The organism is Variovorax guangxiensis, from assembly GCF_003952165.1.
Taxonomy (GTDB): Bacteria; Pseudomonadota; Gammaproteobacteria; order Burkholderiales; family Burkholderiaceae_C; genus Variovorax; species Variovorax guangxiensis.
Genome location: NZ_RXFT01000007.1, coordinates 228,273 through 248,567 on the forward strand (window position 1 = coordinate 228,273; position 20,295 = coordinate 248,567).

General features: G+C 66.3%; 19 protein-coding genes. 11 read left to right on the forward strand and 8 right to left on the reverse strand.

Annotation, left to right across the window (positions count from 1 at the left end):
• Positions 1–3: 3 nt before the first annotated feature.
• From EJP67_RS18225 to EJP67_RS18240, 4 genes are all read right to left on the reverse strand, one after another.
• The gene (locus tag EJP67_RS18225) at positions 4–795 is read right to left on the reverse strand and encodes an enoyl-CoA hydratase (RefSeq protein ID WP_126023120.1); all 792 of its coding nucleotides are present in this window, start codon (positions 793–795) and stop codon (positions 4–6) included.
• A gap of 18 nt (positions 796–813) precedes the next feature.
• A complete protein-coding gene (locus tag EJP67_RS18230; protein ID WP_126023121.1) occupies positions 814–2,172 on the reverse strand; it encodes an alpha/beta fold hydrolase in 1,359 nt (452 codons plus the stop codon).
• A gap of 182 nt (positions 2,173–2,354) precedes the next feature.
• On the reverse strand, positions 2,355–3,470 hold the full coding sequence (locus EJP67_RS18235; protein WP_126023122.1) for an acyl-CoA dehydrogenase family protein: 1,116 nt from the start codon (positions 3,468–3,470) through the stop codon (positions 2,355–2,357).
• 13 nt (positions 3,471–3,483) lie between these two features.
• Positions 3,484–4,665, reverse strand: a complete 1,182-nt coding sequence (locus EJP67_RS18240; RefSeq protein WP_126023123.1) for an acyl-CoA dehydrogenase family protein — start codon at positions 4,663–4,665, stop codon at positions 3,484–3,486.
• 132 nt (positions 4,666–4,797) lie between these two features.
• On the opposite strand from EJP67_RS18240, the gene purN reads away from it, so the two are divergent.
• Together purN and EJP67_RS18250 are read left to right on the forward strand one after the other, a co-directional pair.
• Positions 4,798–5,394: a phosphoribosylglycinamide formyltransferase gene (purN, locus tag EJP67_RS18245; RefSeq protein WP_126023124.1), complete on the forward strand. Its 597-nt coding sequence runs from the start codon at positions 4,798–4,800 to the stop codon at positions 5,392–5,394.
• 37 nt (positions 5,395–5,431) lie between these two features.
• Complete coding sequence (locus EJP67_RS18250) at positions 5,432–5,752, forward strand: I78 family peptidase inhibitor (protein ID WP_126023125.1); 321 nt, start codon at positions 5,432–5,434, stop codon at positions 5,750–5,752.
• Between the two features lie 70 nt (positions 5,753–5,822).
• Here the strand turns inward: EJP67_RS18250 and EJP67_RS18255 are convergent, their stop codons facing one another.
• Complete coding sequence (locus tag EJP67_RS18255) at positions 5,823–6,056, reverse strand: DUF1653 domain-containing protein (RefSeq protein ID WP_126023126.1); 234 nt, start codon at positions 6,054–6,056, stop codon at positions 5,823–5,825.
• 53 nt (positions 6,057–6,109) lie between these two features.
• Between EJP67_RS18255 and EJP67_RS18260 the strand changes: the two genes are divergently transcribed.
• The 3 genes from EJP67_RS18260 (at position 6,110) to EJP67_RS18270 (ending at position 10,626) form a co-directional block, all read left to right on the forward strand.
• Positions 6,110–7,963, forward strand: a complete 1,854-nt coding sequence (locus EJP67_RS18260) for a M48 family metallopeptidase (protein ID WP_126023127.1) — start codon at positions 6,110–6,112, stop codon at positions 7,961–7,963.
• Positions 7,964–8,003: 40 nt separating this feature from the next.
• Entirely contained in the window at positions 8,004–9,275 is a 1,272-nt protein-coding gene (locus EJP67_RS18265) for an RsmB/NOP family class I SAM-dependent RNA methyltransferase (RefSeq protein ID WP_126023128.1), read from the forward strand.
• A 136-nt stretch (positions 9,276–9,411) separates the two neighbouring features.
• The gene (locus EJP67_RS18270) at positions 9,412–10,626 is read left to right on the forward strand and encodes a DesA family fatty acid desaturase (protein WP_126023129.1); all 1,215 of its coding nucleotides are present in this window, start codon (positions 9,412–9,414) and stop codon (positions 10,624–10,626) included.
• 180 nt (positions 10,627–10,806) lie between these two features.
• On the opposite strand, the gene rpmG is transcribed toward EJP67_RS18270, so the two are convergent.
• From rpmG to trxB, 3 genes are all read right to left on the reverse strand, one after another.
• Positions 10,807–10,980, reverse strand: coding sequence for a 50S ribosomal protein L33 (gene rpmG, locus EJP67_RS18275; RefSeq protein WP_007830291.1), 174 nt, complete (start codon positions 10,978–10,980; stop codon positions 10,807–10,809).
• 11 nt (positions 10,981–10,991) lie between these two features.
• Positions 10,992–11,225, reverse strand: a complete 234-nt coding sequence (rpmB, locus tag EJP67_RS18280; RefSeq protein ID WP_019654270.1) for a 50S ribosomal protein L28 — start codon at positions 11,223–11,225, stop codon at positions 10,992–10,994.
• A 171-nt stretch (positions 11,226–11,396) separates the two neighbouring features.
• Positions 11,397–12,356 carry a thioredoxin-disulfide reductase gene (gene trxB / locus EJP67_RS18285; RefSeq protein WP_126023130.1) on the reverse strand — a complete coding sequence of 320 codons (960 nt, stop codon included), beginning with the start codon at positions 12,354–12,356 and terminating at the stop codon, positions 11,397–11,399.
• 183 nt (positions 12,357–12,539) lie between these two features.
• On the opposite strand from trxB, the gene EJP67_RS18290 reads away from it, so the two are divergent.
• The 6 genes from EJP67_RS18290 to EJP67_RS18315 all read left to right on the forward strand — a co-directional run bounded on the left by EJP67_RS18290 (position 12,540) and on the right by EJP67_RS18315 (position 20,282).
• Positions 12,540–13,214, forward strand: coding sequence for a Crp/Fnr family transcriptional regulator (locus tag EJP67_RS18290; RefSeq protein ID WP_126023131.1), 675 nt, complete (start codon positions 12,540–12,542; stop codon positions 13,212–13,214).
• 100 nt (positions 13,215–13,314) lie between these two features.
• The gene (locus EJP67_RS18295) at positions 13,315–15,771 is read left to right on the forward strand and encodes a DNA translocase FtsK (protein WP_126023249.1); all 2,457 of its coding nucleotides are present in this window, start codon (positions 13,315–13,317) and stop codon (positions 15,769–15,771) included.
• Positions 15,772–15,928: 157 nt separating this feature from the next.
• Positions 15,929–16,561, forward strand: a complete 633-nt coding sequence (gene lolA / locus EJP67_RS18300; protein ID WP_126023132.1) for an outer membrane lipoprotein periplasmic chaperone LolA — start codon at positions 15,929–15,931, stop codon at positions 16,559–16,561.
• A 25-nt stretch (positions 16,562–16,586) separates the two neighbouring features.
• Positions 16,587–17,879 carry a replication-associated recombination protein A gene (locus EJP67_RS18305; protein ID WP_126023133.1) on the forward strand — a complete coding sequence of 431 codons (1,293 nt, stop codon included), beginning with the start codon at positions 16,587–16,589 and terminating at the stop codon, positions 17,877–17,879.
• Positions 17,880–18,130: 251 nt separating this feature from the next.
• Positions 18,131–19,060: a branched-chain amino acid ABC transporter permease gene (locus EJP67_RS18310; RefSeq protein WP_019654264.1), complete on the forward strand. Its 930-nt coding sequence runs from the start codon at positions 18,131–18,133 to the stop codon at positions 19,058–19,060.
• A 13-nt stretch (positions 19,061–19,073) separates the two neighbouring features.
• Positions 19,074–20,282, forward strand: a complete 1,209-nt coding sequence (locus tag EJP67_RS18315) for a branched-chain amino acid ABC transporter permease (protein ID WP_126023134.1) — start codon at positions 19,074–19,076, stop codon at positions 20,280–20,282.
• Positions 20,283–20,295 lie beyond the last annotated feature (13 nt).

Consider the following 20,295-nt stretch of genomic DNA (forward strand, 5'->3'; position numbering starts at 1 on the left):
CTCTCAGCGTTTCCAGGCCGGCGGGCGCTTCTCGATGAAGGCCTGCACGCCCTCCAGCGCGCTCTCGTCCATCATGTTGCAGGCCATGGTCTGGCTGGCGTCGGCCAGTGCGGCCTCGATGCCGGTTTCGAGCTGGCGGTAGAACAGGGCCTTGCCCAGCGCGAGGGCCGTGCGGGGCTTGGCGACGATGCTGGCGACCAGCGATTCGACCGCTGCATCCAGCTCTTCCGGCGGCGCCACGTGGTTGATAAGACCCTTCTCGCGCGCCTCCTGCGCGCTGATGAATTCACCCGTCACCAGCATCTCGAAAGCTTCCTTGCGCCCGAGATTGCGCGAGAGCGTAACGCTCGGCGTGGCGCAGAAGAGGCCCACGTTCACCCCGCTGACCGCGAAGCGCGCGTCGCTGGAAGCCACGGCCAGGTCGCAGACAGCCACCAGCTGGCAGCCCGCCGCCGTCGCGATGCCGTGCACGCGCGCGATCACCGGCACGGGCAGCTTCTGGATCGACAGCATCATCGCGCCGCAGCGCTCGAACAGCTGTTCGTAATAGTCGAGCGAAGGGGCTGCGCGCATTTCCTTCAGGTCGTGGCCGGCGCAGAAGGCCTTGCCGGCCCCGGCGATGACCACCGCGCGCACGCTGCCGTCGGCCGCGACCCCGCCCAGCGCCTGCTCGAGCGCGCCGAGCATGCCTTCGGAGAGCGCGTTGAACGCGGCCGGCCGGTTCAGCGTCAGCGTGACCACGCCGCGCTCGTCGCGCGACTGCAGGATGAAAGGGGAGTCGGTGCTCTCGGTCATGACCTGCCCTTGCCTCGCTCAGTAAGTCAGTTCAAGCACCGTGACGTGCTCCTTCGCCGCCGGCCACGTCAGGCCGGTGAGGCGCTCGCCGTTGAACTCGCCCGTCACCGGGCGCTGCGGCTCGGCGGCCGCGACGCGCAGCCGCGAACTCGACACGCCCGAGCCTTTGGGCGGCACGCCCGCCGGCGGGCTCTGGCCGTCGAAGCGCATGGTGTCGCGCTGCGCGTCGAAGTAGCCGCGCGGCCGCGTGAAGACGACGACTGCGCCGGCGCTGCCGTCGGCCGGCGTGACGCGCTCGGGCCGCAGGTTCACCACGCCGCTGCTGCGCGGGAAGGGGCTGCGGTAGATGTGGGTGGTGCCGTAGCTGGGCGTGGCCAGCACGAATTCGTAGGCCGCGTCGCCGCGGGCCTTGAAGGGGCCCCAGCGGCCGTCGGCGCCGATCGACTTGGTGAAGACCGCCTCGCCGAGCCGTGCGCCGCTGGCGGGGTCGACCGCGTACACGGTCACCGTCGCGCCGTTCAATGCGAGGTTCTCGGCGCCGAGCGCGCGGCCGTTGAGCACGACGTTCGCCTCCGGAGCTACCTCGGTGGTGCGCGGCGCCTGTCCGGTCAGGAACTGCCAGGTCGCGGCGAAGGCGGCGGGCGAGAACGAGGTCTCGCGGTGATCGACGCGCGGCAGCACGATGTTGGTCGCACCCTTGAGCGCCGGTCCGTCGAAGCCGATGTTGGTCGGCTTGCCGGGCGCGCCGATCCAAACGCCGTCGGGCTGGGCGTACTTGTCGTTGTTGTCGGAGCGCAGCGTCAGCCACTTCACGCCGGGCGTGACTTCCTCGCCGTTCGGGCCCTTCGGCGCATTGAGCTGCTGCATGAAGCCCGAGAGCCCCGAGAACTCGTTGTTCTCGCGCAAGCCCTTCGCCGCCCAGATGCCGTGCGCGGGGTTGCCGCCCAGCACCACGTGGCTCACGACCGCAGCGCCGCCGCCGTTCTGCACATAGTTGCGGATGGTGTTGCCGCCGCGCGAGTTGCCGATCAGCACCACCTTGCTCGCGCCGGTGGCCTTCAGCACCTTGTCGACCTCGGCCTTGAGGAACACGGCCGATTCGCCGGTCGAGCTGCGCCCGGGTTGCGCCACGGCGTCATCGTCGCGAGCCACCGGGTTGGGCTGGTCGACCGCGAAAAGCCGCTCGCGCGGCCAGCCGTTCGATTCGAAGCGCCAGATCGTCGTCTGCCAGAGCGCAGCCGAGTCGCCGTTGCCGTGCATGAACACGATGGGCGGGCGCTCGGTGTAGGAGGGCGTGGGGGATGTGGCGCAGGCGGTCAGCATCGCGGTGGTGGTTCCTGCGGCCATGGCGACCAGAAGAGAGCGGCGGGTCTGCATGTTTCGTTCCTGGGGTCCTGGAGTGAGGGGCCAAGTGAAAACGCCCGCCAGCGCAAAGGCGGGCGGGCGTTGGATGCTAGCGGAACACCGCGGAACCGGCTTTGCCGGGCCGCAGGTGTTGCCCCCGGTAGGGGGTTGGCGCAGCGACACGAAGTGCGCGCAGCCTGGGGGCGAGCCTTGTTCTAGGCGAAGACGCCAGCGGTGTCCTGCATGCGGGCCGACACTTCGCCCAGGTGGTGCAGGGTGTCGCCGAAGGTCATTTCCATCTGCGTGAGCTTGCGGAAGTAGTGGCTGCCGATGTATTCGTCGGTCACGCCGATGCCGCCGTGCAGCTGCACCGAGTTGGCGGCGATGTAGCGCATCGACACGCCGAGCTGGTACTTGGCGCGGGCCAGCGCCTGGCGGCGCTCGTCGGCCGGGGCGTTGAGCTTGAGCGTGGCGTAGTAACTCATCGAGCGGGCCAGCTCGAGCTGCATCTTCATGTCGGCGACGCGGTGGCGCAGCGCCTGGAAGCTGGAGATGACCACGCCGAACTGCTTGCGCTGGTTCAGGTACTCGACGGTGAGGTCCACGGTCTTGTCCATCACGCCCACGCCTTCGGCGCAGGTGGCGGCGATGCCGACGTCCACCGCGTATTCGAGGGCGGCAAGGCCGTCCAGCGTCACCAGCGTGGCGTCTGCCTTGTCGAACACGACCTCGGCGGCGCGGGAGCCGTCCTGCGTGCCGTAGCCGCGCGCTTCCACGCCGCTGGCGCTGCGCTCGACCAGGAAGAGGGCGATCTTGCCGTCGACCTTGGCCGGCACCAGGAAGGCATCGGCTTCATCGCCCACGGGCACCACGCTCTTGGCGCCGGTCAGCGACCAGCCGCTGCCAGCCTTGGCAGCATGGGCCTCGCACACGTCGAGGCGATAGCGCGCCTTGCGTTCCTGGTAGGCCAGCACCACGATGGCCTGGCCGCCCGCGATGCGCGGCAGCCAGCTTTCCTTGGTGTCGGCGCCCGCGTAGCCGCTGAGCACCGCCCCGGCGATCAGCGTCTGCGCGAAGGGCTCCAGCACGATGCCGCGGCCCAGTTCTTCCATGACGACCATGCCAGCGACCGGGCCCATGCCCAGGCCACCGTCGTCCTCGCTGATGTAGAGGCCGCCCAGGCCGAGCTCGGCCAGTTCGTCCCAGGCCTCGCGCGAGAAGCCGCCCTTGGCCTCAATGCCGCGGCGGCGCTCGAAGTCGTAGCCCTTGTCGACCCACTTGCGCACTGCGTCGCGCAGCTGTTCCTGGTCGTCGGTGAAATTGAAGTCCATGCTCGTTGTCTCCTCAGCCCAGAACCGTCTGCGCGACGATGTTGCGTTGCACTTCGTTGCTGCCACCGTAGATGGTGGTCTTGCGCATGTTGAAGAAGGTCGACGTCAGCGGCGCGAGCGCCGGGTTGCCGCCAGGGAAATTGCCCTGCCAGCCGGCTTCCATCGCCTCGCGGATCAGCGGCAGCGAGTAGGCGCCGCCGGCCAGCATCATCAGTTCGCTGTAGCGCTGCTGGATCTCGCTGCCGCGGATCTTGAGCAGGCCCGCCACGTCCAGCGAGTTCTTGCCCGAGGTGGCGGCCGAGAGCACGCGCAGCACCATCATCTCGAGGGCGACGATGTCGACTTCGAGCTTGGCGATCTCGTCGCGGAAGCGCTGGTCTTCGTAGACGCCTTCCGATTTCGCGATGCGCTTGAGGCGCTCGAGCTCGCGCTTGGCGCGGTTCACGTCGGCGATGTTGGTGCGCTCGTGCGAGAGCAGGTGCTTGGCGTAGGTCCAGCCCTTGTTCTCCTCGCCGATCAGGTTCTCGGCGGGCACCTCGACGTTGTCGAAGAACACTTCGTTGACTTCATGGCCGCCGTCGAGCAGCTTGATCGGGCGCACGGTGACGCCGGGCGACTTCATGTCCAGCAGCAGGAAGCTGATGCCGGTCTGGGGCTTGCCCTCGCTGCTGGTGCGCACGAGGTTGAACATCCAGTCGCCGTATTGGCCGAGGGTGGTCCAGGTCTTCTGGCCGTTGACGATGTACTTGTCGCCCTTTCGCTCGGCCTTGGTCTTCAGCGATGCCAGGTCGGAGCCCGAACCCGGTTCGCTGTAACCCTGGCTCCACCAGACTTCGCCGCTGGCGATGCCGGGCAGGAAGCGCTTCTGCTGATCGGCGTTGCCGAAGGCCATGATGACCGGGGCCACCATCACCGGGCCGAACGGCACGATGCGCGGCGCGCCGGCCAGCGCGGTTTCTTCCTCGAACAGGTGGCGCTGGACGGCGGTCCAGCCCGGGCCGCCGAATTCCTTCGGCCAGCCGTAGCCCAGCCAGCCCTTCTTGCCGAGGATCTTGGCCCAGCCTTGCAGATCGTCGCGCGTCAGCTCGAGCGCGTTGTGCACCTTGTGCGAAATCTCCTTGGGGAGGTTGTCCTTGACCCATGCGCGAACTTCTTCGCGGAACTTCTGTTCTTCGGGTGTGAAGCTCAAATCCATGCGTGCCTCGCTATGTTGATCGGTCCACCGCAGACGCGGTGTGTCTCCGGAACCACGAGTTTTAGCACGGTCGTGCTGTGATGCGGTGTCCGCGCGGCGACAAGTGGCGCGCCACGGATAATCCCGCCTCCAATGAAGAACATCGTGATCCTGATCTCCGGCGGCGGCTCCAACATGGAGGCCATCGTGCGCGCCGCCGGGCGCGACCGCTGGGCCGAGCGCTACGGCGCGCGCATTGCCGCCGTGGTGAGCAACAAGGCCGAGGCCGGCGGGCTGGCGATCGCCAGGGCCCAGGGCATCGACACCGCGGTGGTCCCGCACAAGGATTTCGCCACCCGCGAGGCCTTCGACGAGGCGCTGGCGAAGGTGGTCGACGGTTACGCACCGGCGCTGGTGGTGCTGGCGGGCTTCATGCGCATCCTGACGCCGGGCTTCGTCGGCCGCTATGCGGGCCGTCTGGTGAACATCCATCCCTCGCTGCTGCCGGCGTTTCCGGGCCTGAATACGCACCAGCGCGCCATCGAGGCGGGCTGCAAGGTGGCCGGCGTGACGGTGCACCAGGTTACAAATGAACTCGATCACGGGCCGATCCTGGCCCAGGCCGCGGTGCCGGTGCTGCCGGACGACACGGCCGCCACGCTGGCCGCACGGGTGCTCGCGCAGGAGCATCTGTTGTATCCGCGAGCCATCGCCGGCTGGCTGTCGGATACATCGCGTCACAATGAGTAAAGTTGTTTATATTCGCGGGTTTTCGGGAGTCCAGAAAGTGAAGAACCAATCGTTGCTGCTGGCGCTTGCCGGCGCCGCCCTGATGGCGGGCTGTGCAGCTCCGGCGCCCGCGCCAACCCCCGCCGCACCTCCGGCTCCGCCGCCGGAGCCGGTGTACCAGTGCAATGCGGACGGCGCCCGCTTTGCCATCGGACAGCCGGTGACGCCCCAGCTCGAGGCCGCAGCACGCGTGCGTTCGGGCGCCGGCACCGTGAGAGTGCTGAAGCCGGGCGAAGTGACCACGATGGAACTCAACGGCGGGCGGCTCAATCTGGACGTCGATGCCCGCAACCGCGTGACGGACGTCCGCTGCGGCTGACCCTCATCCGGGTTGCTGCGAAAAAGGTAGCAACCCGTCCAGGCAGGATGGGCTTGCGCAGCCTGACTGGCTAGATCGGTGTGAATCTTCTGCGGGCGACGCCGTCTATCTCGATGGTTTCGCCGAACATTGCGGCCGGCCGGACCCAGAGGCCGTGCGCGCCGTACAGGGCCCGGTAGAGCGTCATCGGCTCCAGCGTCTCGCTGTGGCGCACGGTGCCGATCACTTCGTATTCGCCGCCCTTGTAGTGGCGGTAGCGGCCGGGAGGCGTTTCGATCAGGGGAGGGAGGTCTTCGTCGTTCAACGGCGGCTTGCCTTTCTTCAAAAAACTGGCGGGCTTGATTTGACTGGAGTCGGATGGATCGCGCTGATTTTGTTCACCTGGTTCGACTGAGCGAGCATGCCAGTGCGGACGACAGCGCGCGCTACCGGCGCAGCGTCGCGGCCTTTGCCGCGCTCGGCTACCTCTGGGTGCTGGGCTGCCTCGGGCTGTCGGTGGGCATCATCGCCTGGGTGCTTGCCTCGATCGGGGAGGTGCGCTTCAACTTCACGCGAGGCTGGCTGTTGCTGTTTGCGCTGGGACTTCTGTGGGCGACGCTGCGCGCGCTCTGGGTGCGCTTCGACGAGCCGGAAGGCATCGAACTCCATCGCGAAGACGCCCCGGCGCTCTTCGAGGCACTTGACCGCATCCGTGCCCGGATCAAGGGGCCGCCGGTCCACCACGTCTACCTCGACGACGACTTCAACGCCAGCATCCGGCAAGTGCCGCGCTTCGGACTCTTCGGCGGCGCTGTCAATTCGCTGAGCATCGGACTGCCGCTGCTGATGATGCTCGACCGGCGACGGCTGCTGTCGGTACTGGCCCACGAGTACGGCCACCTGCGCGGCAACCACGGGCGGCTGAGCGCCTGGATCTACCGCACGCGGCTGTCTTGGCTCAAGCTGGACGCCAGCCTGCAGCGCAACGAGGGCGTGATGGCGCTGTTCTCTCAGGCGTTCTTCCGCTGGTACTTTCCACGCTTCGCGGCCAAGACCTTCGCACTGGCCCGCCAGGACGAATACGAGGCCGACCGCATCTCGGGCCGCCTGCTGGGGGCGCCGGTGGCGGGAGCTGCGCTGACCGAGATCGCCATCAAGGCCAACTGGTACGCCAACGAGTTCTGGCCCTGGCACTGGGCCCGTGCCGAGCACGAGCCGATGCCGCCGGGGCCCTTCGAGGCACTGCGCAAGCGCGTGCGCACGCCGCCCGACGACGACTTCGCCCGCCAGGCGCTGCGCGAGGCGATGCGCCGTGTGAGCGACCTGGAGGACACCCATCCGGTCTTGCGCGACCGGCTGGAGGCGCTGGGGCAGAAGGCGGCCATGCCCGAGTGGTCGATGCGCCCGGCGCTCGAAATGCTGGTCGACCGCAAGAAATGGATCGCGCATTTCGACAGCCAGTGGCGCCGCGCACACGCTGCCGACTGGAAGCAGCATCACGCGCACCGCTCGCGCATCCGCGAGCGCATCGCGGTGCTGGCCGCGCGCGGCGAGCGAAACACGCCGGACGAAATGGTCGAATGGGCCGATTCCGAGCGGCGGCTCGACCCGTCCGCCCCCGTGCGCGTGCGTTACGAAAGCGCGCTGCGGATCGCCCCCGAGCACCCCGGCGCGCTGCGAGGACTGGCCCAGATGCTGCCGGCCAGCGACCGCGAGGCGCGGCTCGCGGTGCTCGAGCGGCTGCACGGCTCCGGCGCAGCCAGCCGCTGGTGGGCCGCCAAGAGCGCCGTGGCCTCTCTCGAAGACCCGGACGCCGGTCCGCACGACGAAGAAGCGCTGAAGCTGTGGCGCGGCCGGCTCAAGGAGGCGGAGGAGGCCGAGACGCGCGCCTGGGAGGAGATCACCGGTACGCCGTTCTTCAGCCAGATCTCGCGGCACGACCTCAACGACTACGAACTGGGCGAACTGCGTGCCGACCTGGTGCGCTGCCTGCCTGCCTCCCGTGCCTGGCTGGTGCGCAAGAACCTGCGCGAATTTCCGTGGCGCCGCGCCTACATCGTGTTCGTCGAGCTGCCGGGGCTCGATGACGAGGACCGCTGGAACCTCTGCCGCCAGCTGGAGCAGACGCTCACGCTGCCGGGCGCCGCGCTGGTGCTGTGGGCTGGCCATTCGCCGAAGCTGGAAGACATCGAGCGCGAGGCTTTCGGGGCTGTCTGGGTGCGCGACGCCTAGGCTCTCGGGCCGGGTTCCCCGCGGCTGAGACAATCGGGGGATGCATCCCAAAGCCCTGTTGGAGGCCGCCGCCGATCTGGTCGGCCTCGTCCTGAAGTTCGATCACCCCGCCGACCAGGTCGTGTCCCGGTTCTTCCGCGACCACCGTGAGTTCGGCCCGCGCGAGCGCGCGACGCTCGCCGAAACCGTCTACACCGTGCTTCGCAAGAAGCTGCTTTTCGATCACCTCTCGCCCTCGGGCAGCGGCTCGAAGGAGCGCCGGATGGCGATCCTGGGCTTCCATGGCCCGCGCGACTTCCTGAAGAGCGCGCTCAACGATACCGAGAAGCGCTGGCTCGACAACTGCGACGCCGTCAAGCCCGACGACCTGCTGGAGCGCCATCGCCACAACCTCCCCGAATGGCTGGTGGCGCCGCTGAAGGCGCAGCTCGGCGACGGCTTCTGGCCGCTGGTCGAGGCCCTGCAGCAGCCCGCCCCGCTCGATCTGCGCGTCAATGCGTTGACTGACAAGCGCGCGGATGTAAAGGCGGAGCTTGCGCTGGCTGCTATCAAATCGGAAGCGACACCTTTTTCGCCATGGGGCCTGCGCATCGATGGCAAGCCGGCGCTGACCAAGCTGGACGCCTTTGCCCGTGGCGCTGTCGAAGTGCAGGACGAGGGCTCCCAGCTGCTGGCCCTGTTGCTGGACGCCAAGCGCGGCGAGATGGTGGTCGATTTCTGCGCCGGCGCCGGCGGCAAGACGCTGGCCATCGGCGCGACGATGCGCAACACCGGCCGGCTGTACGCCTTCGACGTCTCTGCGCACCGGCTGGACGCGCTCAAGCCGCGGCTGGCGCGCAGCAAGCTGTCGAACGTGCATCCGGCCGCCATCGCCCACGAGCGCGACGACCGGATCAAGCGGCTGGCGGGCAAGATCGACCGCGTGCTGGTCGACGCGCCCTGTTCGGGGCTGGGAACGCTGCGGCGCAATCCGGACCTGAAATGGCGGCAGTCGCCCAAGTCGGTAGAGGAGTTGACGGTCAAGCAGGCTGCCATCCTGCAGAGCGCCGCGCGGCTGGTGAAGTCGGGCGGGCGTCTCGTTTACGCCACCTGCAGCGTGCTGCCGGAGGAAAACGAAGCCATCGCCGAGGCTTTCAGCGCCGCCAATCCCGACTTCGCGCCCGTGGATGTGGCGGAATTGCTGCAGGGGCTCAAGGTGGAGGGTTTCGAGGCGCTGTGCGCAGGCGGGGAGGGCGCCAGGCGCTATCTGCGGCTCTGGCCGCACCTGCATTCGACCGACGGTTTCTTCGCTGCGGCCTGGAACCGCAAATAGAGGGCAGACTCCAAACTAGGGTTAATCTGCGCTTTTCGTGAAGGTTTAAAGGGCTTGTTCTAGGCCCTCGGACCTTAAAATCGTGGGTTATCTGAAGGCTGCACCTTCGTGCGGCCATGATGGAGTACCTGACTCAATGTTGCTTCCTGACTCCGCCGTCCTCAACGCGGCCATCGAATGGCTCGGACACGGCCTTTGGGATCTCACCTGGTGGCAGATCGTGCTTTACACGCTCGCCACCACGCACATCACGATCGCCGCGGTCACGATCTTCCTGCACCGCACGCAAACGCACCGGGCCATGGATCTGGGCCCGATCCCGTCGCATTTCTTCCGCTTCTGGCTCTGGATCGGCACCGGCATGGTGACGAAGGAGTGGGTCGCGATCCACCGTAAGCACCACGCCAAGTGCGAAACCCAGGACGACCCGCACAGCCCGCAGGTCAAGGGTATCGAAGAGGTGCTGTGGCGCGGCGCCGAGCTGTATCGCGCCGAGTCGAAGAACAAGGAAACGATGGAGCGCTACGGTCACGGCACGCCCGATGACTGGATCGAACGCAACCTGTATTCCCGCTACAGTTGGCAGGGCGTCGGCCTGATGCTGGTCCTGAACCTCGCGCTGTTCGGCGCGCTCGGCATGGCGGTGTGGGCTGTGCAGATGCTCTGGATCCCGATCACCGCCGCCGGCGTGATCAACGGCATCGGCCACTACTGGGGCTACCGCAACTTCGAGGCGCCCGACGCCAGCCGCAACATCATGCCCTGGGGGCTGATCATCGGCGGCGAAGAGCTGCACAACAACCACCACACGTACCCCACCTCGGCCAAGTTCTCGGTCAAGAAGTACGAGTTCGACATCGGCTGGATCTACATCCAGGCTCTGCAGAAGCTGGGCTGGGCCAAGGTCAAGAAGGTGCCGCCGAAGATGCTCATGGGCGACATCCAGCCCGTGGCCAACGAGAAGACGCTCGAGGCCGTCATCGCCAACCGCTACGAAGTCATGGCCGGCTATGCGCGCGAAATGCGCCGCGCCACCAGCCAGGAACTGGCTGCCCTGAAGAACAAGGGCGCCGACCTGTCGGTGCTCAAGGCCGCCAAGCGCTGGCTGCATCGCGACGACGACAAGGTGCCTGCATCGGCTCGCACCCATGTCTCGCAGGCTCGCGCCGCCCACCCGGTGCTCGACAAGATGGTCACGATGCGCGAAGAGCTGCGTCAGCTGTGGCTCAACACTTCGCAGTCGCGCGAGCAGCTGGCGGCTGATCTGGCTGCCTGGTGCCATCGTGCGGAAGCCAGCGGCATTGCCGGTCTGCGCGACTTCTCGACCCGTCTGCGCGCTGCTCGCGCCTGACGCGAACTGGAGCTTTCCCCGAACAAAAGCCGGCCTGAGGGCCGGCTTTTTCATGTCCGTCGAATTCTTGAGGATGCCAAATCCCCAATGAAAGAAGGCAAGGCGAAATACGAAATAGACGGGCAATAAAAAACCCGCTGTGTTTGCAGCGGGTTTTCTATTTGGAGAAACCGGGCCGAATTACTTCAGCTTGATTTCCTTGTATTCGACGTGCTTGCGCGCCTTGGGGTCGAACTTCATGATCGACATCTTTTCAGGCATCGTCTTCTTGTTCTTGCTGGTCGTGTAGAAGTGGCCGGTACCCGCGGTGGATTCCAGCTTGATCTTTTCGCGTCCGCCTTTGCTCGTTGCCATGATTCAGCTCCTTAGGCTTGGCCGCGTGCGCGCAGGTCTGCGAGCACGGAGTCGATACCGTTCTTGTCGATCAGGCGCAGCGCGGCGCTCGAAACACGCAGGCGAACCCAGCGGTTTTCACTTTCGACCCAGAAACGGCGGTATTGCAGGTTCGGCAGGAACCGGCGCTTGGTTTTGTTGTTGGCGTGGGAAACGTTGTTTCCGACCATCGGGCCCTTGCCCGTTACGTCGCATACGCGTGCCATGAGGACACTCTTTCTTGAACAGCTGGCACCAGTGCAATCAGGGCGATCGCAGGTGTTTTGCAGCTTGACCTCGCCAGAAAACGGGTGGCGGTACCCCGACTTTGCCGCGGCTCGTGGGAGAGCCCTGTTTCGGCAAAGCCTTGGATTATAGCCCTTTTGGAGGCTCGGTGGTTACAGCGTGCCGTCCTGTTCCAGGAAGCGCTGTGCGTCGAGCGCGGCCATGCAGCCGGTGCCGGCGCTGGTGATGGCCTGGCGGTAGACGTTGTCCTGCACGTCGCCGGCGGCGAAAACGCCCGGAATGCTGGTCATCGTGGCGAAGCCCTGCAGGCCGGAGCGTGTCAGGATGTAGTTGTCCTTCATCTCCAGCTGGCCCTGGAAGATGTCGGTATTGGGGTGGTGCCCGATGGCGATGAAGCAGCCCTTGAGGTCGATCTGCTCGGTGGCGCCGGTCTGCGTGTTCTTGATGCGGATGCCCGTCACGCCCGTGTCGTCGCCCAGCACCTGGTCGAGCTCGTTGTGCAGCTTCAGTTCGATCTTGCCCTCGGCGACCTTCTCCATGACCTTGTCGATCAGGATCGGCTCGGCGCGGAACTTGTCGCGGCGGTGCACCAGGGTGACCTTGTTCGCGATGTTGGCGAGGTAGAGCGCTTCCTCGACGGCCGTGTTGCCGCCGCCGATCACGCAGACCTCCTGCTCGCGGTAGAAGAAGCCGTCGCACGTCGCGCACGCGGAAACGCCGCGGCCCATGAACTTCTGTTCGGAGTCGAGGCCCAGGTACTTCGCCGAAGCGCCGGTGGCAATGATCAGTGCGTCGCAGGTGTAGGTGCCGCTGTCGCCCGTGAGGGTGAAGGGGCGCTTGCTCAGGTCGACCTTGTTGATGTGGTCGAAAACGATCTGCGTCTTGAAGCGCTCCGCATGCTCCAGGAAGCGCTGCATCAGGTCGGGGCCCTGCACGCCGTGGACGTCGGCCGGCCAGTTGTCGACCTCGGTGGTGGTCATCAGCTGTCCGCCCTGGGCGATGCCGGTGATGAGCAGTGGCTGCAGATTTGCGCGTGCCGCATAGACGGCGGCGGTATAGCCGGCAGGGCCGGAGCCCAGAATCAAAACCTTGGCGTGTTGGGGAGCGGACATGAGTAGAAAACCTAGGATGGACGCTGCTTCAGCGTGTACATTTTCAGGGTGGTAGCGATATATATGGAGTATCACTGCCCGGTTCAACACCGGGTAAACGGTGTTTTCAATGCGCGCGATTGTAGTAATCCATCGGCTTGCTGCTTTCTGGATTGCTCCGCCCGCTGTCTCAGGGATTGATAAATGTCGATGCTGTCCAACCTCGAATTGCTTCGGCGCGTTCCATTGTTCGCGTCGTTGACGGCCACGCAGTCCGCTAGCATCGCGGACGCGATCATCAAGAAGCGCTTCAAGCGCGCGGAAGTCGTTGTGGAGCAGGGCAAGAAGTCCGATGCGCTCTACATCATCCTGACCGGACGTGCGCGCGTCACCAGCGCCGACAGCCGCGGGCGCGAGGTCATCCTCGCCACGCTGCACCCCGGCGACTATCTTGGCGAGATGAGCCTGATCGACGACGAGCCGCATTCGGCTACCGTGCGCACCGAAATCCAGTGCGATGTGCTCATGCTGGGCCGCGACGCCTTTGCGCGCTGCCTGCCCGAGAACTCCTCCATGGCGTACAACATCATGCGCGGCCTCGTGCAGCGCCTGCGCCATGCCGACCGCAAGATCGAATCGCTGGCGCTGATGGACGTCTACGGGCGCGTGGCCCGCTCTCTGCTCGAATTCGCCATCGAGGACGGCGCCGGAAATCTCAAGGTGCGCGACAAGATCTCCCGCCAGGACCTGGCCAAGATGGTCGGCGCCTCGCGCGAAATGGTGAGCCGCGTGATGAAGGATCTCGAAGAGCGCGGTTTCGTCCAGACGCAGGACGACGGATCGATGATCGTCAAGGAACGGCTCCTGTCTCTGGCCTGAGCCTCCAGGGCCGGGGCCGCTGGTAACGGCGGCCCCGGCCTTTTGTTGTAGTGTTCGTGCATCCGGCCCCGCTTCACAGGGACTGGGCGCCGTGTTTTTCATGACCTATTCGCTGAATACGCTTCAATCTTCTTCTGCCGCCGAGGGGCAACCCGTGCGCGTGCGCGCCATGCGCTTCGCCCACGAGATCACGCTGATCGCAGGATTCGCAGCGCTGCTGTTCTGGCTGCTCTCGATGCTGAGCTTCACGCCCTCCGATGCCGCCTGGTCTACCTCGGGCACCGGGGGCGAAATCAAGAACTGGGGCGGCCGCATCGGCGCCTGGCTGGCCGATGGCAGCTACTACGCCGCCGGCTATTCCGTCTGGTGGTGCCTTTTCGCCGGGCTGCGCGCCTGGCTGTCTTCGCTGGCCAACTGGCTGCGCGGCGGCGAACCCTCGGCGGCCGAACAGGCAACCCCGCGCGGGCGCTTCAACCGCAGCCGCCTTGCCTTCTGGCTCGGCCTGATCCTGCTGCTTTGCGCAAGTACCGTGCTCGAGTGGTCGCGGCTGTACCGGCTCGAAGCGCACTTGCCGGGCTCTGGCGGCGGTGCGCTGGGATACCTGGTCGGTCCCGCCAGCGTGCGCTGGATGGGCTTCACCGGATCGGCGCTGGTGGCCATCGCCGGCGGCGTGATCGGCTCCGCGCTGGTGTTCCGTTTCTCCTGGAGCCTGATCGCCGAGCGCATCGGCGCGCGCTTCTATTCGCTCTTCGAATCGCGCCGCGAAAAGCGCGAACTCGCAGCCGACATCGCCATGGGCAAGCAGGCCGCCCGCGAGCGCGCCGAGGCCGACGACCACGGCTTCACGCGCGGAGACGTCGACTCCGGCCGTTCCGAGCCCTCGCTGTCGCCTTCGTCCGGCGCCTATGCCGGTGGTGGCGGTGGCGGCGGCGATGACGAAATCCTCATCGAGCCGCGCCCCAAGCGGCGCCCGCCATCGCCGCCGGTGCAGATCGAGCCCGCGATGACCGAAGTGCCCCGCAGCGACCGCGTCGTCAAGGAGCGCCAGAAGCCGCTTTTCAACGAACTGCCCGACAGCAAGCTGCCGCAGGTCGACCTGCTCGACCCCGCGCAGGCTCGCCAGGAAACCGTCTCCGCCGACACGCTCGAGATGACCTCGCGCATGATCGAGAAGAAGCTCAAGGACTTCGGCGTCGAGGTGCGCGTGGTGCTGGCCTCGCCGGGCCCCGTCATCACTCGCTACGAGATCGAGCCCGCCACCGGCGTCAAGGGCTCGCAGATCGTCAACCTCGCGAAAGACCTTGCGCGCTCGCTCTCGCTGGTGTCGATCCGCGTGGTCGAGACCATCCCCGGCAAGAACTACATGGCGCTCGAGCTGCCGAACGCCAAGCGCCAGTCGATCAAGCTCAGCGAGATCCTGGGCTCGCAGGTCTACAACGAAGGCAAGTCGATGCTCACCATGGGCCTCGGCAAGGACATCATCGGCAACCCCGTGGTGGCCGACCTCGCGAAGATGCCGCACGTGCTGGTGGCCGGTACCACCGGTTCGGGCAAGTCGGTGGGCATCAACGCGATGATCCTGTCGCTGCTCTACAAGGCCGAGGCGCGCGACGTGCGCCTGCTCATGATCGACCCGAAGATGCTCGAAATGTCGGTCTACGAAGGGATCCCGCACCTGCTGGCGCCCGTGGTCACCGACATGCGCCAGGCCGCGCACGGCCTGAACTGGTGCGTGGCCGAGATGGAGCGCCGCTACAAGCTCATGAGCAAGCTGGGCGTGCGCAACCTGGCCGGCTACAACACCAAGATCGACGAGGCCAAGGCGCGCGAGGAGTTCATCTACAACCCCTTCAGCCTCACGCCGGACGATCCCGAGCCGCTCAAGCGCGAGCCGCACATCGTCGTGGTCATCGACGAGCTGGCCGACCTGATGATGGTGGTCGGCAAAAAGATCGAGGAGCTGATCGCCCGTCTCGCGCAGAAGGCGCGCGCGGCCGGCATCCACCTCATCCTCGCCACCCAGCGCCCCAGCGTGGACGTGATCACCGGCCTGATCAAGGCCAACATCCCGACCCGCATCGCCTTCCAGGTGTCGAGCAAGATCGACAGCCGCACCATCCTCGACCAGATGGGCGCCGAGGCGCTGCTGGGCATGGGTGACATGCTCTACATGCCCAGTGGCACCGGCCTGCCGATCCGCGTGCACGGCGCCTTCGTCAGCGACGACGAAGTGCACCGCGTGGTGGCCTACCTCAAGAGCCAGGGCGAGCCCGACTACATCGAAGGCGTGCTCGAAGGCGGTACGGTCGATGGCGACGGTGACGGCGACCTGCTCGGTGGCGGTGGCGACGGCGAGAAGGACCCGATGTACGACCAGGCGGTCGAAGTGGTGCTCAAGAACCGCAAGGCCAGCATCTCGCTGGTGCAGCGCCACCTGAAGATCGGCTACAACCGCGCCGCGCGCCTCGTCGAGGACATGGAGAAGGCAGGCCTCGTCAGCGCCATGAGCGGCAGCGGCCAGCGAGAGATCCTGGTGCCCGCGCGCGCGGCCGAATGACGGCCGCAAGGCCCCGGATCACCCAGGTTACGTGCTGAAAGGCAATTTGCAAAAGCGCCTTTCGGCATTGCAAATCTTCATCAAGGCCTACACCTGCCGCAATTCGCGGCGGGTAGGGTCGAAAGCCTGGTGCCACAGCCATTCAGAGGAATCCAAATTGAAATTGCGTCACTGGCTACTGATCGGCCTGCTGAGTTCCGTCAATGCCTGGGCGGGCGGGATCGACAGCCTCGAAACCTTCGTGAAGACGGTGAAGTCCGGCCGCGCCGACTTCACCCAGACCGTCACCGCGCCCGCGCGTGAAGGCCAGCCGGGCCGTACCAAGACCTCGGCCGGCACCTTCGAATTCCAGCGCCCCGGCAAGTTCAAGTTCGACTACCAGAAGCCCTTCGCGCAGAGCATCGTGGCCGATGGCAAGACGCTGTGGCTCTACGACGCCGACCTGAACCAGGTCACGCAGCGCGCGCAGGCGCAGGCATTGGGCTCCACGCCCGCGGCGCTGATCGCCGCGGCGCCCGACCTGAAGGCGCTGCAGGCCGACTTCACGCTGGAGTCCGCGCCCGACCGCGACGGCATGCAGTGGGTCAAGGCCACGCCGAAGAACAAGGACGGCCAGCTGCAGAGCGTGCAGGTCGGCTTCCAGGGCGATGCGCTGGCGGCGCTCGAGATCCTCGACAGCTTCGGCCAGCGCTCGGTGCTGAAGTTCAGCAAGGTCGAAGTGAATCCCTCGCTGCCCGCCAGCGTGTTCGACTTCAAGCCGCCGGCCGGCGCGGACGTCGTCAAGCAGTAATCCATAAACAGGCAAGCCCACCGGATTGGCCACTTCAGCCCACCAGCCCCTTGCCGAACGCCTGCGTCCCAAGACCCTGGGCGAGGTGATCGGCCAGCAGCACCTGCTCGGCCCGGGCATGCCGCTGCGCATCGCCTTCGAGTCGGGCCAGCCGCATTCCTGCATCCTGTGGGGCCCGCCGGGCACGGGCAAGACCACCATCGCGCGATTGATGGCCGATGCCTTCGACGCGCAGTTCCTGAGCATCAGCGCGGTGCTCGGCGGCGTGAAGGACATCCGTGAGGCGGTCGAGCGCGCCACTGCCGCGCGCGACGGGCTCACGCAGCAGCGCACCATCGTCTTCGTCGACGAGGTGCACCGCTTCAACAAGAGCCAGCAGGACGCCTTCCTGCCGCACGTGGAGTCGGGCCTCTTCACCTTTATCGGCGCGACCACCGAGAACCCCTCGTTCGAGGTCAATTCGGCGCTGCTGTCGCGCGCGGCCGTCTACGTGCTGCAGTCTCTGGACGAGAGCAACCTCAAGCAGATCGTTGCGCGCGCGCAGGCCATACAGGCCGTGCCCGCCATCGACGACGCCGCGGTCGACCGCCTCGTGGCCTATGCCGACGGCGATGCCCGCCGGCTGCTCAACACGCTCGAAACCCTTGCGGTCGCCGCGCGCGCCGAGAAGCTCGACCACATCACCGACGAATGGCTGCTTCGCGTGCTCGGCGAACGCATGCGCCGTTACGACAAGGGCGGCGAACAGTTCTACGACACCATCAGTGCGCTGCACAAGTCGGTGCGCGGCAGCGACCCCGATGCCGCGCTCTACTGGTTCGTGCGCATGCTCGACGGAGGCGCCGATCCGCGCTACATGGCGCGCCGCCTGGTGCGCATGGCCAGCGAAGACATCGGCCTGGCCGATCCGCGCGCGCTGCGCCTGGCGCTCGACGCCGCCGAGGTGTACGAGCGGCTGGGTACCCCGGAAGGCGAGCTGGCGCTGGCCGAGTGCGTGGTCTACCTCGCGATCGCGCCCAAGTCGAACGCCGTCTACAAGGCCTACAACGCGGTACGCGCCCTCGTGAAGACCGACACCACGCGCCCGGTGCCCATGCACCTGCGCAATGCGCCGACCAAGCTCATGAAGCAGCTCGACTACGGCAAGGGCTACCGCTATGCGCACGACGAGGAGGGCGGTTTCGCCGCCGGCGAACGCTACCTTCCCGACGGCCTGGAAGGCCAAGTCTTCTACGAACCGGTGGAGCGTGGACTCGAAATCCGCATCGCGGAAAAGCTGCGCGACCTTCGCCGCCGGAACGACGAAGCCAAGGGCTGATACAGCCGTCTATACCCTGTTGCACCATGTGCGCGAAGCGTGCATGACCCCACGCGCATACAGCATGACGTGAGCGGGTAAACCCCGGTCCGCGCGCACCGAATCGGCGCTGGTGCGTGACTACAATCCCGCCCACAAATCCGCCGGCGACACATGTTGGCTGGTTTTTTGCTTGTCAAGCCAGGGGCGCCAAACCGGTGACCCGGTGGGTGAATGGCACCCCAACGGTGCAACACATAGGAAATCGCGTTATGGACATTTTGCTGCAGCAGATCATCAACGGTCTGGTTCTCGGCAGCATGTACGCCTTGATAGCCCTGGGCTACACAATGGTGTACGGCATCATCAATCTGATCAACTTTGCGCACGGTGAAGTGCTGATGGTGGGGGCGCTCACGAGCTGGACCATCATCGGACTCATGAAGGACGGCATGCCCAACACACCGGGATGGCTGATCCTCTTCATCGCGCTGATCATTGCCTGCGTCGTCGCGGCAACCCTGAACTTCGTGATCGAGAAAGTGGCCTACCGGCCGCTGCGCAACAGCCCCAAGCTCGCGCCGCTCATCACCGCCATCGGCATGTCGATCCTGCTGCAGACGCTGGCGATGATCATCTGGAAGCCGACCAACAAGGCTTATCCCACGCTCCTGCCTTCCGATCCCATCCACCTCGGCGGCGCGGTCATCTCGCCCACCCAGGTCATGATCCTCAGCGTCACGGCGTTCTCGCTCGTGGTGCTCATGTGGCTGGTCAACTACACCAAGCTCGGCCGCGCGATGCGCGCCACTGCCGAGAACCCGCGCGTCGCCGCGCTCATGGGCATCCGCCCCGACATGGTCATCTCGGCCACCTTCATCATCGGCGCGGTGCTCGCGGCGATCGCCGGCGTGATGTACGCCTCCAACTACGGCATCGCGCAGCACGCCATGGGCTTCCTGCCCGGCCTCAAGGCCTTCACCGCGGCCGTGTTCGGCGGCATCGGCAACCTGGCCGGCGCGGTGGTCGGCGGCATCCTGCTGGGCCTCATCGAGGCTATTGGCTCGGGCTACATCGGAACGCTGACCGGCGGGGTGCTGGGCAGCAACTACAGCGACATCTTCGCGTTCATCGTGCTGATCGCCATGCTCACGCTGCGTCCTTCGGGCCTGCTGGGCGAACGCGTGGCCGACCGCGCCTGAGGAGCTTGCCATCATGAAGAACAGCAAGAACCTCGCCCTCTACGTCATCGGCGCCATCGCCGTGCTCGCGCTGCCGCTGCTGCTGCAGATGCAAGGCAACGCCTGGGTGCGCATCGCCGACATCGCACTGCTCTACGTGCTGCTGGCCCTGGGCCTGAACATCGTGGTCGGCTATGCCGGCCTGCTCGACCTGGGCTACGTGGCCTTCTTCGCGGTGGGTGCCTACCTCTTCGCGCTGATGGGGTCGTCGCACCTGTCCGAGACCTTCGAGTGGTTCAAGATCACCTTCCCGAACGGCATGCACACCTCGCTGCTGATCGTGATACCGCTGGCCTTCGTGCTGGCGGCGGTGCTCGGCGTGCTGCTGGGGGCGCCCACGCTCAAGCTGCGCGGCGACTACCTCGCCATCGTGACGCTCGGCTTCGGCGAAATCATCCGCGTGTTCCTGAACAACCTCGACCAGCCGGTGAACATCACCAACGGTCCGAAGGGCATCACCTCGATCGACTCGATCAAGTTCTGGGGGCTCGACCTGGGCAAGGCGCTGAAGTTCGACGGCTTCACCATCTCCTCGGTCACGCTCTACTATTACCTGTTCCTGGCGCTGGTGCTGGTCACCATCCTCATCTCGCACCGCCTGCAGCTCTCGCGCATCGGCCGCGCCTGGATGGCCATCCGCGAGGACGAGATCGCCGCCAAGGCGATGGGCATCAACACCCGCAATATGAAGCTGCTGGCCTTCGGCATGGGCGCGAGCTTCGGCGGCGTCTCCGGCGCGATGTTCGCTGCCTTCCAGGGCTTCGTGTCGCCCGAGTCCTTCAGCCTGATGGAGTCGGTGATGATCGTGGCGATGGTCGTGCTCGGCGGCATCGGCCACCTTCCCGGCGTGATCCTGGGCGCCATCCTGCTGGCCGCCCTGCCCGAAGTGCTGCGCTACGTGGCCGGTCCGCTGCAGTCGCTGACCGACGGCCGCCTCGACGCTTCCATCCTGCGCCAGCTGTTCATCGCGCTGGCCATGATCGTCATCATGCTGGTGCGCCCGCGCGGCCTGTGGCCCTCGCCGGAGCACGGCAAGTCGCTGACGAAGAAGGGCGGCGTGCCCGTCGACCCGACCCACGCCGCGGTCGCCCCCGGCTCGCTGCAGACCCACGCGCCGGGCGTCGACACGCCCGCAGACGAACTGCCGGGCGCGGCTTCCCGTCCCATGTCGATCAATCCCTGAACGCGCGAGGAAG